At 61.2% G+C, this 16674-nt stretch carries 13 protein-coding genes and 6 tRNA genes; 3 read left to right on the top strand and 16 right to left on the bottom strand.

All coding sequences use genetic code 11. From position 1 onward, the window contains the following. Positions 1 to 95: 95 nt before the first annotated feature. The 12 genes from BN1143_RS08135 to pncC all read right to left on the bottom strand — a co-directional run bounded on the left by BN1143_RS08135 (position 96) and on the right by pncC (position 7725). Positions 96 to 172 (bottom strand) — tRNA-Arg (locus tag BN1143_RS08135). Between the two features lie 28 nt (positions 173 to 200). Further along, positions 201 to 277, bottom strand: a tRNA-Arg gene (locus BN1143_RS08130). Between the two features lie 28 nt (positions 278 to 305). Further along, positions 306 to 382 (bottom strand) — tRNA-Arg (locus BN1143_RS08125). A 26-nt stretch (positions 383 to 408) separates the two neighbouring features. Then, a tRNA-Arg gene (locus BN1143_RS08120) sits at positions 409 to 485 on the bottom strand. A gap of 99 nt (positions 486 to 584) precedes the next feature. After that, positions 585 to 661: transfer RNA gene (locus tag BN1143_RS08115), tRNA-Arg, on the bottom strand. A 3-nt stretch (positions 662 to 664) separates the two neighbouring features. Then, positions 665 to 757: transfer RNA gene (locus BN1143_RS08110), tRNA-Ser, on the bottom strand. A gap of 214 nt (positions 758 to 971) precedes the next feature. After that, positions 972 to 1160, bottom strand: coding sequence for a carbon storage regulator CsrA (gene csrA, locus BN1143_RS08105; RefSeq protein ID WP_005305164.1), 189 nt, complete (start codon positions 1158 to 1160; stop codon positions 972 to 974). 93 nt (positions 1161 to 1253) lie between these two features. Then, complete coding sequence (locus tag BN1143_RS08100; protein WP_005305167.1) at positions 1254 to 2501, bottom strand: aspartate kinase; 1248 nt, start codon at positions 2499 to 2501, stop codon at positions 1254 to 1256. 16 nt (positions 2502 to 2517) lie between these two features. Beyond that, on the bottom strand, positions 2518 to 5142 hold the full coding sequence (gene alaS / locus BN1143_RS08095) for an alanine--tRNA ligase (RefSeq protein WP_042050241.1): 2625 nt from the start codon (positions 5140 to 5142) through the stop codon (positions 2518 to 2520). A gap of 396 nt (positions 5143 to 5538) precedes the next feature. Next, complete coding sequence (locus BN1143_RS08090) at positions 5539 to 6048, bottom strand: regulatory protein RecX (RefSeq protein ID WP_042050240.1); 510 nt, start codon at positions 6046 to 6048, stop codon at positions 5539 to 5541. A 41-nt stretch (positions 6049 to 6089) separates the two neighbouring features. Beyond that, positions 6090 to 7154: a recombinase RecA gene (gene recA, locus BN1143_RS08085; protein WP_010636082.1), complete on the bottom strand. Its 1065-nt coding sequence runs from the start codon at positions 7152 to 7154 to the stop codon at positions 6090 to 6092. A gap of 79 nt (positions 7155 to 7233) precedes the next feature. Further along, a complete protein-coding gene (gene pncC, locus BN1143_RS08080) occupies positions 7234 to 7725 on the bottom strand; it encodes a nicotinamide-nucleotide amidase (protein WP_042050239.1) in 492 nt (163 codons plus the stop codon). 216 nt (positions 7726 to 7941) lie between these two features. Between pncC and mutS the strand changes: the two genes are divergently transcribed. Further along, positions 7942 to 10524: a DNA mismatch repair protein MutS gene (gene mutS / locus BN1143_RS08075; protein WP_042050238.1), complete on the top strand. Its 2583-nt coding sequence runs from the start codon at positions 7942 to 7944 to the stop codon at positions 10522 to 10524. A 72-nt stretch (positions 10525 to 10596) separates the two neighbouring features. Here mutS and BN1143_RS08070 read toward each other — a convergent pair whose 3' ends face one another. Both BN1143_RS08070 and BN1143_RS08065 read right to left on the bottom strand, forming a co-directional pair. After that, positions 10597 to 12195: a BCCT family transporter gene (locus tag BN1143_RS08070; protein ID WP_017778335.1), complete on the bottom strand. Its 1599-nt coding sequence runs from the start codon at positions 12193 to 12195 to the stop codon at positions 10597 to 10599. Between the two features lie 9 nt (positions 12196 to 12204). Next, a complete protein-coding gene (locus tag BN1143_RS08065; protein ID WP_017765335.1) occupies positions 12205 to 12732 on the bottom strand; it encodes a hypothetical protein in 528 nt (175 codons plus the stop codon). A gap of 164 nt (positions 12733 to 12896) precedes the next feature. On the opposite strand from BN1143_RS08065, the gene BN1143_RS08060 reads away from it, so the two are divergent. After that, complete coding sequence (locus BN1143_RS08060) at positions 12897 to 13376, top strand: MarR family winged helix-turn-helix transcriptional regulator (RefSeq protein WP_005305194.1); 480 nt, start codon at positions 12897 to 12899, stop codon at positions 13374 to 13376. A gap of 48 nt (positions 13377 to 13424) precedes the next feature. Here the strand turns inward: BN1143_RS08060 and BN1143_RS08055 are convergent, their stop codons facing one another. After that, complete coding sequence (locus BN1143_RS08055; RefSeq protein WP_005305197.1) at positions 13425 to 14006, bottom strand: YjaG family protein; 582 nt, start codon at positions 14004 to 14006, stop codon at positions 13425 to 13427. 162 nt (positions 14007 to 14168) lie between these two features. Between BN1143_RS08055 and BN1143_RS08050 the strand changes: the two genes are divergently transcribed. Then, a complete protein-coding gene (locus tag BN1143_RS08050) occupies positions 14169 to 15113 on the top strand; it encodes a D-2-hydroxyacid dehydrogenase (protein WP_042050237.1) in 945 nt (314 codons plus the stop codon). Positions 15114 to 15179: 66 nt separating this feature from the next. Here the strand turns inward: BN1143_RS08050 and mepM are convergent, their stop codons facing one another. After that, positions 15180 to 16517, bottom strand: a complete 1338-nt coding sequence (gene mepM, locus BN1143_RS08045; RefSeq protein WP_005305203.1) for a murein DD-endopeptidase MepM — start codon at positions 16515 to 16517, stop codon at positions 15180 to 15182. Between the last annotated feature and the right edge of the window lie 157 nt (positions 16518 to 16674).

Raw genomic sequence — 16674 nt, 5'->3', positions numbered from 1 at the left:
GTGAAGAGACGAGTATCAAGCCACCCGGGTCGTATCCCATACCCAGAGCGGCCATATAAAAAAAACAGCCCCGACCGAAGTCGAGGCTGTCTGTATGGTGCGCCCGAGAGGATTCGAACCTCTGACCACCTGGTTCGTAGCCAGGTACTCTATCCAGCTGAGCTACGGGCGCTCATCAACTTTTGGTACTGCTTTCAAAATGGTGCGCCCGAGAGGATTCGAACCTCTGACCACCTGGTTCGTAGCCAGGTACTCTATCCAGCTGAGCTACGGGCGCTCACAAACTTTTGGTACTGCTTTCAAAATGGTGCGCCCGAGAGGATTCGAACCTCTGACCACCTGGTTCGTAGCCAGGTACTCTATCCAGCTGAGCTACGGGCGCTCATAAACTTTTGATTTTGCTTTAAATGGTGCGCCCGAGAGGATTCGAACCTCTGACCACCTGGTTCGTAGCCAGGTACTCTATCCAGCTGAGCTACGGGCGCCCTGATTTAAAGCGATAAAAAAAGCTTACTCAACAGTAAGCCTTTTTCAGTTGTACCGGCTTGCTGATTGCCAGTACATGACTCATCGTGAGTCTAATATGGTGCGCCCGAGAGGATTCGAACCTCTGACCACCTGGTTCGTAGCCAGGTACTCTATCCAGCTGAGCTACGGGCGCAAATGGCGGAGAAGGGGGGATTCGAACCCCCGATGCGGGTATAAGCCGCATACTCCCTTAGCAGGGGAGCGCCTTCAGCCTCTCGGCCACCTCTCCGTTTGCGGGGCTGATAATACTTCACAGGGATTTTTAGTCAAACACTTTTTTGGAGAAAAAAGTGCGTTCGCTCGGTATTTGGCCAAAGCGTGGAATATTCAAGCAATATCGGCACTTATCCCGCTCTTTCGCCCCCTGCACCGCCATTTTCGGCGCTCCGAAAAAACAAAAGGCGACACATGAGGTGTCGCCTTGTCACAGCCATTGATGCCGCTTAGAAGCCGGATTGACCCGGTACTTTCTCGGCCTGGATGCGCTGATAGATCTCTTCGCGGTGCACGGAAACTTCTTTCGGTGCGTTCACGCCGATACGAACCTGATTGCCTTTCACGCCCAGCACGGTGACAGTCACTTCGTCACCAATCATCAGGGTTTCCCCTACACGACGAGTCAAAATAAGCATTCGCTTGCTCCTGTATCCTGTTTTGTATTTATATCGATATGCGACATTATCTTACAAAGATACCGATATGGTAAATGGTTGAAACTAAATCAATCAGGGATTGTTTCCCAAGGGCTGCTCATGAGGCTCCTGATCCAGCCCAAAAGCGGAGTGCAAGGCACGCACTGCCAGCTCCAGGTACTTCTCGTCAATCACCACGGATATCTTGATTTCAGAGGTGGAAATCAACTGCATGTTGATCCCCTCCTCGCCCAATACCTTGAACATGGTGCGGGCGACGCCAGGATGGTTCCACATCCCGACTCCGACGATGGAAACCTTGGCGATCTCACCGTTGCCCTGCACGCAGGCGGCCCCCAGCTCGCTGGCGGTCTCCTCCAACAGGGCGCGCGCCCGGCGATAGTCATCGCGATTCACCGTGAAGGTGAAATCAGCGGTGCCATCGCCCAGCGTGTTCTGCACTATCATGTCGACATCAATGTTGGCGTCGCTGATCGGATTCAGGATCTGCGCTGCCACGGTGGGCCGGTCCGGCACACCCAGAATGGTCAGGCTGGCTTCGTTGCGATTGAACGCTATCCCGGATACCAGGGGAGCTTCCATCCTCTCACCTCCATATGTGATTAACGTTCCCTCTCCCTCGACAAAGCTCGACAGCACCCGCAGCGGCACGCGGTACTTGCCCGCGAACTCCACCGAACGGATCTGCAGCACCTTGGCGCCCAGGCTGGCCATCTCCAGCATCTCCTCGAAGGTGATGGTGTCGAGACGACGCGCCTTGGGCTCGATGCGCGGATCCGTGGTATAGACCCCATCCACGTCGGTAAAGATCTGGCACTCATCGGCCTTGATGGCCGCCGCCACGGCCACCGCCGTGGTGTCGGAGCCACCGCGCCCCAGGGTGGTGATGGCATTGTGCTCGTCACGACCCTGGAAGCCCGCGATCACCACCACCTTGCCCGCGCCCAGTTCAGCCTGAACCCGGTCGGTGTCGATGTGGGTGATGCGCGCCTTGCCATAGGCGGAATCGGTGTGAATGCGAACCTGATCACCGGTCATCGAGACCGCGGGGCAACCGCGTTTGTTCAACGCGATGGCCAGCAGCGCTATGGTGACCTGTTCACCGGTGGAGACCAGTACATCCATCTCGCGCCGGTTGGCATCAGGATCCAGCTGCTGGGCCATGCCCAGCAACCGGTTGGTTTCGCCCGACATGGCGGAGACCACCACCACCACGTCATGTCCCTGGGCGCGGGTTTGTTCGACCCGCTCAGCTACCGCCTCGATCCGCTCCAGCGTGCCGACCGAGGTGCCGCCGTACTTCTGTACATAGAGTGCCACAGATCACCTCGCCCGATTACAGGCGCTCTTCCAGCCAGGAGTGTACGGATTGCAGGGCCGCCGGCACTGCCTCAGGCTGGGTACCACCCGCCTGGGCCATGTCGGGACGACCACCACCCTTGCCACCCACCTGCTGGGCCACCAGATTGACCAGCTCACCGGCCTTGACCTTGCCGGTCAGGTCGCTGGTGACGCCTGCGATGAGGTTGACCTTGCCCTCGCCGCTGGTTGCCAGCAGCACCACACCGGACTTCATCTGGTTCTTCAGTTCGTCCAGCATGCCGCGCAGGGATTTCGGATCAGCCCCTTCCAGCGCTGCAACCAGCACCTTCTGACCCTTGATCTCGATGACCTGACCCAGCAGATCGTTACCGGCCTGGGCGGCCAGCTTGGCCTTGAGCTGCTCCAGCTCGCGTTCCATCATCTTGGCCTTGTCCAGCACCTGGCGAACCTTGTCAGCGATGCTGAACTGATCGCCCTTCACCAGCGCGGCAGCCTCTTCGATCTGCTCACCGACCTGATGCATGAAGTCGATGGCGGCCTTGCCGGTCACCGCTTCGATGCGGCGCACGCCGGCGGCGATGCCGCTCTCGGCGATGATCTTGAAGAAGCCGATGTCACCGGTGCGCTTGGCGTGGGTACCTCCGCACAGCTCGGTGGAGTAGTCGCCCATGCGCACTACACGCACGTCGTCTTCGTATTTTTCACCGAACAGCGCCATGGCGCCGGCCGACTTGGCCTCTTCCAGGCCCATCAGCTGGGTGATGATTTCGTGGTTGGCGCGGATCTGGTTGTTGACCAGCTCCTCGACCCTGCGAATGGTTGCCATGGTCATCCCCTCGAAGTGGGAGAAGTCAAAGCGCATGCGCTCGGCCCCCACCAGAGAGCCTTTCTGGGTCACGTGCTCACCCAGCGCCTGACGCAGGGCCGCGTGCAGCAGGTGAGTCACCGAGTGGTTCAGGGCGATGGCCTGACGACGGTCGCCATCGACCACGGCCTCGACCTCGGCCCCTTTCTCCAGGGTGCCCAGCTCCATGTAGCCCTTGTGGATGATCGCCTTGCCCGCTTTGACGGTATCGGTCACGGCAAAGATGCCGTCGTCCACTTTCAAGGTGCCGCTGTCGCCGATCTGGCCGCCGGACTCGGCGTAGAAGGGGGTCTGCTCCAGCACGATGACAGCTTCGTCACCGGCGATAAGACCGCTCACCTCGTCCACGCCCTTGTAGATGCCGACCACACGGGTGCGCTCGGTCAGGGTCTTGTAACCGGTGAAGGGGGTCTCGAAGTCGAGCTTGAGCATCTCGTTGTAGTTCACGCCGAAGCTGGATGCTTCCTTGGCACGAGCGCGCTGCTTCTCCATCTCGGCCTTGAAGCCCTCTTCGTCGATGCCGATCTCTCGCTCGCGCACCACGTCGGCAGTCAGGTCGGCCGGGAAGCCATAGGTGTCATAGAGCTTGAACACCACTTCGCCCGGAATGACCTTGGCATCGCCCAGGTTGGCCAGAGCGTCTTCCAGCAGCAACAGACCGCGATCCAGGGTGCGGGCGAACTGCTCTTCTTCAATGCGCAGCACACGCTCGACCAGCGGCAGCTGGGCGATCAGCTCGGCAGCGACATCCTTCATCTGAGCTGCCAGCTCGGCGGCCAGCTTGTAGAAGAAGACATCGGTGGCGCCCAGCTTGCGACCGTGACGCACGGCGCGGCGGATGATGCGGCGCAGCACGTAGCCGCGACCTTCGTTGGAGGGCATGACGCCGTCAGCCACCAGGAAGGCGCAGGAGCGGATGTGGTCCGCGATGACGCGCAGGGACTGGTTGCTCAGATCGGTGGTGCCGACAATCTCGGCCGCTTTCTTGATCAGCGCCTGGAAGATGTCGATTTCGTAGTTGGAGTGAACCCCCTGCATGATGGCGGAGATTCGCTCCAGGCCCATGCCGGTATCCACGGACGGGCGCGGCAGCGGCTCCATGGTGCCGTCAGCCTGACGGTTGAACTGCATGAACACCACGTTCCAGATCTCGATGAAACGGTCGCCATCCTCTTCCGGTGAGCCGGGACGGCCGCCCCAGATGTGATCGCCGTGATCGTAGAAGATCTCGGTGCAGGGACCGCACGGACCGGTATCGCCCATGGCCCAGAAGTTATCGGAAGCGTACGGGGCGCCCTTGTTGTCACCGATGCGCACGATGCGATCGGCCGGTACACCGACCTCTTTTTCCCAGATGTCGAAGGCTTCATCGTCAGTCGCGTAGACGGTCACCAGCAGGCGCTCTTTCGGCAGTTGCAGCACCTCGGTCAGGAAGCCCCAGGCAAACTTGATGGCATCCTGTTTGAAGTAGTCGCCGAAGCTGAAGTTGCCCAGCATCTCGAAGAAGGTGTGGTGACGAGCGGTATAGCCGACGTTTTCCAGATCGTTGTGCTTACCACCGGCACGCACGCAACGCTGGGAGGTCGTCGCGCGGTTGTAGGCACGCTTGTCTGCGCCAAGGAACACGTCCTTGAACTGGTTCATACCCGCGTTGGTAAACAACAGGGTCGGGTCGTTATGCGGTACCAGCGAGCTGGAGGAGACAACCTGGTGCCCCTGGGAACGGAAATACTCGAGAAACGCAGCGCGTATCTCAGACGTGGACATATACATGGAAAATCCTGCTTGATTCGAATACGGACTTTTAACCGCATTAATGTAAGTTTTCTGCGGGGTAAAGTAAAACGGACAGGGCCGCCACGGGCGAAAAAGCGCACATAAACGGGCCGGAAAAGCGCCCCGCTGCCAACCGCGGCTTTTTTCACCATCAACAGGAGAAAAAGCGGCATGAAAAGAGGGTCAAGACGGGGAGAACCCGGCTTTCGTCAATCTGAGCTGACAAACCTATGAACAGGCAGGGAAAATCTTGCTCAGGCGTCATAGTGGCCTGGTCGGCAGGTGGAAACCGGCAACCAGGCGCCGGCAAACCGGAAATGAAGATAGCGGGTGTGCGGCGATGGGGCCTCGTCTCTCGAATCATCTCAAGATCCCAGCACAAACATCGCCGTTCTACTCCTCCCGCTCCTGCAGGGCAGAGATGGCGTAACGGGCCTGATCCTGGCTAAAGCCGCGCCCCAGCAGATACTTGAGCCACTTCATCCGCAGCTTGAAGTCGGCCAGATCGGCTATGTTGGCCCGTCGTTCCAGCAGCGCAAAGGCGAGTTCGAACCAGTCCAGCTCGGGTTGCTCGAAGGCGGCATCGATCTGGCCATCGTCCAGCCCCTTGCGGCGCAGGTCGAAACGGATTTTAAGCGGGCCATGCCCCTTGGCGGCGCCCGCCCGCACCGCCATGGCACCATAGCGCTCGTCATTGACCCAGTTGTAACCGCGGCAGTAGTCGAGCACCGCCTCGATCACCTCTTCCTGATAGCCCTGCTGGCGCAGGCGTCTGGCCAGCTCCGACTCGGCACTCTCGCGACGGGCCAGACTGCGCATGGCGTAGGCACGGGCGGCCGCCAGCTGCTCTGCAAAGCTCGGTTCGGCGGGCTCAACCGGTTCGGTAACGGATTCATCGACCATAAATGACAAGGCCGGGTATCAACCCGGCCTTCCTTTTGCTCTTATTCGAACTCTTGTTCGTTTTCGGCTTCAAACTCGTCGTACTCGGCAGCGGAGGGCTTCTCCTCCACCGGCGCGGCGCCGGAGAGCAGCAGCTCGCGCAGTTTGGCTTCCACTTCGCCAGCCAGCGCCTTGTTTTCGGAGAAGAGCTTCATCACGTTGGCCTTGCCCTGACCGATCTTCTCGCCGTTGTAGCTGTACCAGGCACCGGCCTTGTCGATCAGCTTGTGCTTGACGCCCAGATCCACCAGCTCGCCCTCTTTGGAGATGCCGGCACCGTAGAAGATCTGGAATTCGGCCTGCTTGAAGGGAGGGGCCACCTTGTTCTTCACTACCTTGACGCGGGTCTCGTTACCGACCACTTCGTCACCTTCCTTGATGGCGCCGGTACGACGGATATCCAGACGCACGGAGGCGTAGAACTTGAGCGCGTTACCACCGGTAGTGGTCTCCGGGCTGCCGAACATGACGCCGATCTTCATCCGGATCTGGTTGATGAAGATGCACAGGCAGTTGGCGTTCTTGATGTTGGCGGTCAGCTTGCGCAGCGCCTGGGACATCAGACGAGCCTGCAGGCCGACGTGGGAGTCACCCATCTCGCCTTCGATTTCCGCTTTCGGGGTCAGGGCCGCCACGGAGTCGACGATGATGACGTCAACTGCATTGGAGCGCACCAGCATGTCGCAGATCTCCAGCGCCTGTTCACCGGTGTCCGGCTGGGAGATGAGCAGGTCGTCAACGTTGACGCCCAGCTTGGCAGCATAGATGGGGTCGAGTGCGTGCTCCGCATCGACGAAGGCACAGGTCTTGCCCTTCTTCTGGGCTTCGGCGATCACCTGCAGGGTCAGCGTGGTTTTACCGGAAGATTCCGGGCCGTAGATCTCGACGATACGACCGCACGGCAGACCACCGATCCCCAGCGCCACGTCCAGAGAGAGGGAGCCGGTGGAGATGGCTTCGATATCCATGGTCTTGCTGTCGCCCAGACGCATGATGGAACCTTTGCCGAACTGCTTTTCAATCTGACCCAGCGCAGCCGCCAGTGCCTTCTGTTTGTTCTGATCCATGCCAATCTCCGCTGGAAATCGTGAGTAAAAATGAAGTTGGGCTAAGTATACTGTCTATTCATACAGTATCAAGCCCAATTTATTTGAGCAGGGCCAACAGACCCGACAAGGCCTGTCTCACCGCCTGCTGACGCACCTGCCGGCGATCCCCGTCGAAACGGGCCAGCAGGGAGTGGTGGCGGCCGTTGCAGTCGGCCCAGGCAAACCAGACGGTGCCGACAGGTTTGCCCTCGGTGGCGCCGCCGGGGCCGGCGATGCCGCTGATGGCGACACTGATGGAAGCCGACGAGTGAGCCAGCGCGCCGCGGGCCATCTCCAGCACCACCGCCTCGCTCACCGCGCCGTGCTGCTCCAGGCTTTCGTCGCTCACCCCCAGCATCTGCTGCTTGGCCTCGTTGGTGTAGGTGACAAAGCCACGATCGAACCAGCCTGAGCTGCCCGCGATGTCGGTGATGGCCGTGGCCACTCCGCCGCCGGTACAGGATTCGGCGGTGGCCGCCAGCCAGCCTCGCTGGCCAAGGGCCCGCCCCAGCTCGATGGCGAGGTGCTCTATCTCTGCGTCCAGTTTCATCGCGACTCCCTCTGATGCGTGCAAGAGGCACATTATGCGATCCCGCCGCCGCCTGCCGCAACTGAACGCCGCTCACCAGGCTGATGCCTCTGCCTACACGGAGGGTCGTGATCCCCGACCTCCCCCGCCACGCCGCTTATGTGTAGAATGGCGCCATCAAGCTCAAGGCTCATCACCGCAGACACAGGCCCGCAGAGGCCCCTTCTGGAATAGCACATGACCGCACAACACCAAGCCACCGGCGCCACGCCAGGCGCCAACCTAAGCGCCCACACGCCCATGATGCAGCAGTATCTGACCCTCAAGGCCGAGAACCCGGAGATCCTGCTGTTCTACCGGATGGGCGACTTCTACGAGCTGTTCTATGACGATGCCCGCAAGGCCTCCCAGCTGCTCGACATCTCCCTGACCAAGCGTGGCCAGTCGGCCGGCAGCCCCATTCCGATGGCAGGCGTGCCCTATCACGCCATCGAAGGGTATCTCGCCAAGCTGGTGCAGCTCGGCGAATCTGCCGCCATCTGTGAACAGGTGGGGGATCCCGCCACCAGCAAGGGGCCGGTGGAGCGCAAGGTCATTCGCATCATCACCCCTGGCACCGTCTCCGACGAGGCGCTGCTCAGCGAGCGGCAGGATAACCTGATCGCCGCCGTCTATCACGATGGCCGTCGCTTCGGCTACGGCACCATGGACATAGGCTCCGGCCGCTTCTTCATCAACCAGTTCGAGAAAGAAGAGACCCTGCTGGCGGAGCTGCAGCGCACCAACCCGGCCGAGCTGCTCTACCCCGAATCGTTCGCCTTCCTGCACCATGTCGAGGGTCGCCGCGGTCTGCGCCGCCGCCCGGAGTGGGAGTTCGAGCTCGGCACCGCCCGCAAGCTCTTGTGCCAGCAGTTCGGCACCCAGGATCTGGTGGGCTTCGGCGTCGAGCAGAGCGAGACCGCCCTGTGCGCCGCCGGCTGCCTGATGCAGTACGTCAAGGACACCCAGCGCACCGCCCTGCCCCACATTCGCAGCGTGCGCCTCGAACAGCCTGACCATGCGGTCATCATGGATGCCGCCACCCGCCGCAATCTGGAGCTGACCCAGAATCTGGCCGGTGGCCACGACAACACCCTCTCCGCCGTACTGGACTGTACCGCCACCCCCATGGGGAGCCGGCTGCTCAAACGCTGGATCCATCAGCCGATCCGCGACCGGGTGATCCTCAAAGGCCGCCAGAGCACCATCAAGGAGCTCATCGAGCAGAACCTCTACGACGAGCTGGGCGGTTTGCTGCGCCAGGTCGGCGACGTGGAGCGGGTGCTGGCGCGCCTGGCCCTGCGCTCTGCCCGTCCGCGTGACCTCACCCGGCTGCGCCAGGCCTTCGCCCAGCTGCCGGAACTGCAGCGCCTGCTTGCGGGCAGCGAGCACGAGGCGGTGCAGCAGTTGCGCGAGCGGGCCAGCACCTTCCCCGAGCTGTTCGACCTGCTGGAGCGCGCCGTGATGGAGGTGCCGCCGGTGCTGATCCGCGATGGCGGCGTCATCCGCGAAGGGTTCAACACCGAGCTGGACGAGCTGCGGGATCTGGCCAACGGCGCCACCGCCAGCCTGGCCCGTATCGAGGAGCGCGAACGGCTGCTGACCGGCATCAACACCCTCAAGGTGGGTTACAACAAGGTGCACGGCTTTTATATCGAGGTGAGCCGAGCCAACAGCCATCTGGTGCCGGCCCACTACATCCGTCGCCAGACGCTGAAAAACAACGAGCGCTACATCATCGATGAGCTCAAGAAGTACGAGGACAAGGTGCTCACCGCCCAGGCTCAGGCGCTGGCGCTGGAGAAACGCCTCTACGAGGAGCTGCTCGATGCCCTGCTGCCGCACCTCGGCGATCTGCAGGAGTCCGCCGCCGCGCTGGCGGAGCTGGACGTGCTGGCCAACCTGGCCGAGCGGGCCGAGACCCTCGACTACCGTTGCCCCACCCTCATCGACGAGGATCAGATCCTGATCGAGGCGGGCCGCCATCCGGTGGTGGAGCAGGTGATGACCGACCCCTTTATCGCCAACCCCATCCGGCTGGAGCGGGAGCGGCGGATGCTGATCATCACCGGCCCCAACATGGGCGGTAAATCGACCTACATGCGCCAGACCGCGCTCATCGTGCTGCTGGCCCATATCGGCGCCTTCGTGCCGGCCGACAGTGCCCGCATCGGCCCCATCGACCGCATCTTCACCCGCATCGGGGCGTCGGACGATCTGGCCTCCGGCCGCTCCACCTTCATGGTGGAGATGACCGAGACCGCCAACATCCTCAACAACGCCACCGCCCGCAGCCTGGTGCTGATGGACGAGATTGGCCGCGGCACCAGCACCTACGACGGCCTCTCGCTGGCGTGGGCCTGCGCCGAACAGCTGGCGAGCAAGATTGGCGCCTACACCCTGTTCGCCACCCACTACTTCGAGCTGACCCGGCTGCCGGAGCTGATGAGCGGGCTGGCCAACGTCCATCTGGATGCGGTGGAGCACGGTGACACCATCGCCTTCATGCACGCGGTGCAGGAGGGGGCGGCCAGCCGCTCCTACGGCCTGCAGGTAGCGGCGCTGGCCGGGGTGCCCAAATCTGTGATCCAGCAGGCCCGTCACAAGCTGCACGAGCTGGAGAGCGCCACCCCGGTGGCCGCCGGCGAAGTGCGCCCGGCCCCGGTCGCCCTGCCGCCCCAGAACCATCCTGTAGTTGATGAGCTGGAAGCGGTGCGCCCGGACGAGCTGACCCCGCGCCAGGCGCTTGACCTGCTCTATCGCCTCAAGCAGATGCTGTAACCCGTCACCAACACAGCAATAAAAAGGGGAACCGTGAGGTTCCCCTTTTCGTTTTCATGATTCGGCCTGCCGTCAGGCCGGCCCTATCCTGTCCATCAGGCTCATGTGGCTGGAGCCCTCGTGGCGCTTGAGCTTCTGGCGATACTCGAACTGGTGCTGACTCTCCTGCTTGAGGCCCAGCATCAGGGAGTAGCACATGGCCAGCATGATCACCGAGAAGGGCAGCGCGGCTATGATGCTGGCGGCCTGCAGGGCGGCCAGTCCGCCGGATACCAGCAGAATGGCGGCCACCAGCCCCTGACCCAGCCCCCAGACGGCACGGTGCAGCACGGGGGGATCCTGATCCCCGATGGAGAGCAGAGTCGTAATGACCAGGGTGCCCGAGTCGCTGGAGGTGATGAAGTAGGTACAGATGAGCAGGGTCAGCACCCCCTTGGCGATCCAGCCGAAGGTCTCCCAGTGCAGCAGCTCCACCGTCTTGTAGAGCGCCAGGGTGACATCCTGATTGACCGCGGCCACCACGCCACCACTGCCGAACAGCTCCAGATTCATGGCGGTGCCGCCGAACACGGTGAGCCAGAACATGCCGAGCAGGGAGGGCACCAGCAAGACACCGAGCACGAACTCGCGGATGGTACGCCCCTTGGATATGCGGGCGATGAACATGCCGACAAAGGGCGCCCACGCAATCCACCAGCCCCAGTAAAACGCGGTCCAGCTCGACTGCCAGGCCGAGGTGCCGTTGGCTTCGGTATTGGTCCAGAAGCTCAGCTTGACGATGTTCTGCAGGTAGTCACCTATGTTCTGCACATAGGCGTTGAGGATGTAGGTGGTCGGCCCCAGCACCAGGAAGAGGCCCAGCACGAACACGCTCAGCCAGATATTGAGCTCGGAGAGGATCTTCACCCCGCGTCCGACGCCGGAGACCGCCGACAGGGTGGCGATCAGGCTGATACCGCCGATGAGCCAGAGCTGGTTCGCCTGCGATACTTCCATGCCGAACATCTGGTTGAGGCCGGTATTCATCTGGGAGACCCCCAGGCCAAGGGAGGTCGCCACCCCGAACACGGTACCAAACACCGCCAGCACGTCGGCGGCGTGACCCCAGAAGCCGTAGATGCGATCGCCGAGCAGCGGATAGAGCACGGAGCGGATGGCCAGCGGCAGCTTGCGCCGGTAGCTGAAGAAGGCGAGCGACAGGCCGACGATCACGTAGATGGCCCAGGGGTGCAGGCCCCAGTGGAAGAAGGTGAGACGCATGGCGATCTGGGCCGCTTCCGGGGTCATCCCTTCGGTGACGAAGGGGTTGCCCTGCAGGTGGTACATGGGCTCGGCGATGCTCCAGAACACCAGCCCTATCCCCATGCCGGCGCTGAACAACATGGCGAACCAGGCGAAGTAGCCGAATTCCGGTACCTGGTCGTCGTCACCCAGCCGGATGCTGCCGAAGCGGCTGAACATCAGATAGATGGCGAAGAACAGGAACAGGGCGACCACCAGGATGTAGTACCACTTGAACCCGGCAATGATCTTGTCCTTGGCCCCCACGAACCAGGTGGCGGCGGTCTCGGGGACGAACATCCCGAACAACAGGAACAGGGTGATGACGGTGAGCGCCGTCATGGCCATGGTCGGGTTGAGGCCTTTGAACAGCCCTTTGTTTGCTCTCATCTGGCCTCCTTAGTCGTTGTTGAAAAAGTCTTCACCCACGTGATCGCCGGCGCCGCCGATGGCTCGGTAGACCAGCTTGCCGGCCGTCTGCGCTCTGTGGTCCACCAGGCTGACGGACGGCTGACCGTTCACCGCGTGGCGCTTGCCGAGGAAGATGGCCATGGGCACGCCCAGGTTGGAGATGCCGCTGGTGATCCAGAGCCGGTTGAAGTCGTAGGAGCCGCCGATGAACTCCAGCTGGGCCAGCCCGGTATCGAGGCCGGTCAGGTAGAAGTTCATTGCGCTCTCGTCCGGGAAGAGGTGCACCAGCACATAGGCATAGCGCAATTCGTTCACCAACTCCTTTAGGTTGAAAGAACCAGTCTCACTGCAGGAGAGCGGCAACTCACCGTCGTAGTGATGGACCTTGAGGTTGTTGGGATCTTCGTCATAGGCGGGCTGGTAACGCACGAAAGCCGAGGTATCAGGCAGTTCATAGCGGACTCTGACCACTCGAAGGTCGGCCACCAGCGCTTTGATGTCCAGTTCGTCACTCATCATCTTGCTCCTCAAAACAGCAGGGAAAAATAGGGGGAAAGCTCGTTACCCTAACACAAAATAATTAGAGCAGAAAAGATTACAGTAAAAACCATATTGACCTTGTGACGAATTAGGCGGAGAATTTTGCGCCTCCCAATCACCCCTCGACGATTTCATACCCCATGGAAAAACATGATGAAGTGCTGGTCGCCCTGCGCCAGATCATTCGTGCCATCGACATGCACTCCAAGCGCTTGATCAAGGAGGCAGGCCTGACCTCGCCCCAGCTCTTGCTGCTCAAGGGGATCGACGAGCTGGGCCAGATCTCCATGCGTCAGCTGGCGGACCACACCAACATGAGCCAGGCCACCGCCACTACCATCATGGACCGCCTCGAGAGCCGCCAGCTGGTGCAACGCATCCGCAGCGAAACCGACAAGCGCAAGGTGCATGCGACACTGACTGACGCAGGACGTGCCCTGCTGGCCCAGGCGCCGACCCCGCTGCAGGAGCGCTTCATTCAGCGTTTTCAAGCACTTGAGACCTGGGAGCAGACCCTGCTGCTCTCCTCTTTGCAGCGTATCTCCACCATGATGAATGCCGACGAGATAGACGCGGCCCCGGTGCTGAGCGTCCGGCCCCTCACCGAAGAGCGGGCATAAAAAAAGCTCCCGAACGGGAGCTTTTTTTATGGGCCGAGGCGAGCGGGATCACTCTTCCAGGCTGATGCCGATATTGGAGACACCGTCCTGGGCGGCGAAGGCACGCACGGCCAGGATGCGGTCGCTGTCACGCTCGTGGGCCACCCGCTTGAGCAGCTCGACCTGGAACTCCAGCTCGGCCTCCATGTATTCGTGCTCGTAGAGCTCCTCGTCGGTGAGGTCGCGCTCTTCCAGCATCTCGATGAAACCGGCGACCGTACCGACCGAGGCATGGCTGGCGTCGTTGGCCTCTTCCCCCACCCGGCAGATCACCGAGTTGTAGGCGCAGCCCAAGGCGACACAGGCATCCAGCGCCGGATAGGCACCGTAGGATTCGAACTTGCTGGGTTCCGGAATGTAGACTTCGAACGCTTCCAAAATTGCCCCCAGATTGACCCGGGATCCTTTCACCGTCAGGTAGTTCCACATCTGATCCAGGGCGTGACGAAATGCCTTCGCATCCCCGAAACCGGAGGCCTGGGAAAACAGCGCATAGTTGGGGTACATGCGCTCTGCCAGCGCCAGGGTGTAGACCGTCTGTTGCCAAGGCTGTAGCTCGGCCAGTCGCTTATAAAACTTGTCACCAAACACTGGAGTCGGATCCTTTGCAAAATGTGGGGCAGATTGTAGCCCACGAGGGGCCGCGCGAAAACGAAAAAGCGGCCTGGTCGGCTATGTTGGCCGGTCAACTCGGGTAAGATGAAGGCAGAGCGGCCTCTCTCCCGCGCCGCAAATCTGATAAGGAACAAGAGTATGAGTCAACGTACCCTTCTTTTGCTCAGCCAGGACAATGCTCACTACGAGCGCCTGCTCAAGGCGGCCCACCTCCCTCATCTGCGCATTCTGAGAGCCGACAACCAGAGCGATGCCGAGAAAGTGATCGGTGAGGCCCACATCCTGATGGCCGAACCGGCGCGCGCCAAGCCGCTGCTGGCCAAGGCCGGCAAACTCAGCTGGCTGCAATCCACCTACGCCGGGGTCGACGTGCTGCTGGATGCCTGCTGTCGCCGTGACTACCAGCTCACCAATGTGCGCGGCATCTTCGGCCCGCTGATGAGCGAGTACGTGTTCGGTCATCTGCTCAGCCTGATGCGCCAGATCCCCCTCTACCGGGAACAGCAGAAGCAGCGGCTGTGGCAGAGCCACCCCTATCACGGTCTCAAGGGACGCACCCTGCTGATCCTGGGCACCGGCAGCATAGGCCAGCACATCGCCCACACCGGCAAGCACTTCGGCATGAAGGTGCTCGGCGTCAGCCGCAGTGGCCGCGAACGGGCCGGTTTCGACCAGGTATATCAGCTGCCCGCCCTCAACAAGATGCTGGCGCAGGCCGACGCCATCGTCAGCGTGCTGCCCGCCACCCGCGAGACCCATCACCTCTTCACTGCCACCCGTTTCGAGCACTGCAAGCCGGGCGCCATCCTGTTCAACGTGGGACGCGGCAACGCCATCCACGAGGGGGACCTGCTCACGGCACTGCGCACCGGCAAGCTGGGGATGGCGGTGCTGGACGTGTTCGCGCAGGAGCCGCTGCCCGCCGACAGCCCGCTCTGGGGCCAGCCCAACCTCATCGTCACGCCGCACAACAGTGCCTACAGCTTCCCCGAAGACGTGGCCCAGATCTTCGTGCGCAACTACATCCGCTTCATCGACGGCCAGCCGCTGGACGGCAAGATCGACTTCGACAAGGGCTATTGATGGCCGTCAGCCAATAAAAAGGCCCCGCCAGAGTGGCGGGGCCTTTTTGTTTCGGCGAGAGAGGCATCAACCGGCCTCCATCTCCTTGCGATAGCTCTTCACCTTGGCGAGGAACTGGCGCTTCTCCTTGCCGGAGAGCGGTTCCGCCATCGGCAGCTTGACCTTCATGGCATCCACCGGACGATTGTTGATCCGCACCTCGTAGTGCAGGTGAGCACCGGTGGAACGACCCGTGTTGCCGGAGAGGGCAATCTTGTCGCCCATCTTCACCTTCTGGCCCGGCTTGACCAGCAACTTGCTCAGGTGCAGGTAACGGGTCATCAGGGTACGACCGTGCTTGATCACCACATAGGTGCCGGCCAGCGGGTGGCTGGTCGCCTTTAGCACGACACCGTCACCGGTCGCCATCACGGGGGTGCCGACCGGCAGGGCAAAGTCGGTGCCCTCGTGAGGCCGCACCTGGCCGGTGATCGGGTGACGGCGATTCGGGTTGAAGCTGGAGCTGACCCGGTAGCGGCTGTGGGTCGGGTAACGGCGGAAACCGCGCTCCAGGCTGTTGCCCTGCCCATCGTAGTAGTTGCCATCTTCGGACAACCAGGCGGAGACGTTCTGACCCTGACTGAACACTTCCACCCCGAGCAGCTGGGTGTTGCCTGTGCTCTTGCCTTCGACCGTCTCCTGGCGCACCAGCACCTTGAACTTGTCACCCTTTTTCAGATCCTTGGCGAAGTTGAGCCGCCACTGGAACAGGTTGGCAATCTTCTGGATATGGTTGGCCGGGATCCCCGCATTGCGGGCACTCACGTAGAAGCTGCCATTAATGACGCCGTCATAGCTCTTCTTCTGCCACTCCACCTCTTCATTGAGCATGTTGGCGCTGTAAGTGTCGTCGGTACGCTCCAGCACCAGGGTCTGCTTGATGTTCAGGCGGATCTTCATCTGCTGCAGTATGTTGTCCTGATCGATCAGCAGCTCGATGGTCTGGCCCGGCTTGAGCCGTGCCAGATTGTTCTTGGTGTCGGCATCCAGCACCTTGTAGAGGGTGGTGGTGGAAAGACCCAGGTTGTTGAAGATGGTGGTCAGATTCTCGCCATTGCGAACCCGGTAATCCTGCCACTGGGGGGTGGCGTCGGCCGGGATGTCGTCTTCCGGCGTCGCGGCTTCTACCAGCTCGTGATCCGGGATGTCGTTGAAGTCCGTATTGTCTTCGTTGGTTGCGGTGCCATTGGTGGCGATCGGCAACTCCAGTCGCAGCGGCCGCTCCAGGATGTCACCCGGGGCTGGCAATATGGCTACCGCCGACAGCGTCATGGCCGTCAGCAGTAGCATGGCGTAAAAGTGTTTGCGGGGAACCGGGGGTTCCCAATTGGCGGCCTGCGCTACCAAGGGACGGAGACGTTTCATCCGCTATCCTGTCATTAGATCCAAGGGTGTTAGTGGTCAGTCTATTTGTTATGAAACCGTATAAAACTGATTGTTTGACCTAAATACTCACAATTAGTTCATAGCAATCTGCATGAACCTCACATTTTATGCATAACATTCCTTCATGGGCAGAAAT

This window comes from Aeromonas dhakensis, assembly GCF_000820305.1.
Classification (GTDB): Bacteria; Pseudomonadota; Gammaproteobacteria; order Enterobacterales; family Aeromonadaceae; genus Aeromonas; species Aeromonas dhakensis.
Note: the sequence above shows the minus strand (reverse complement) of the source record. Positions and strands in the feature narration are given on the sequence as shown.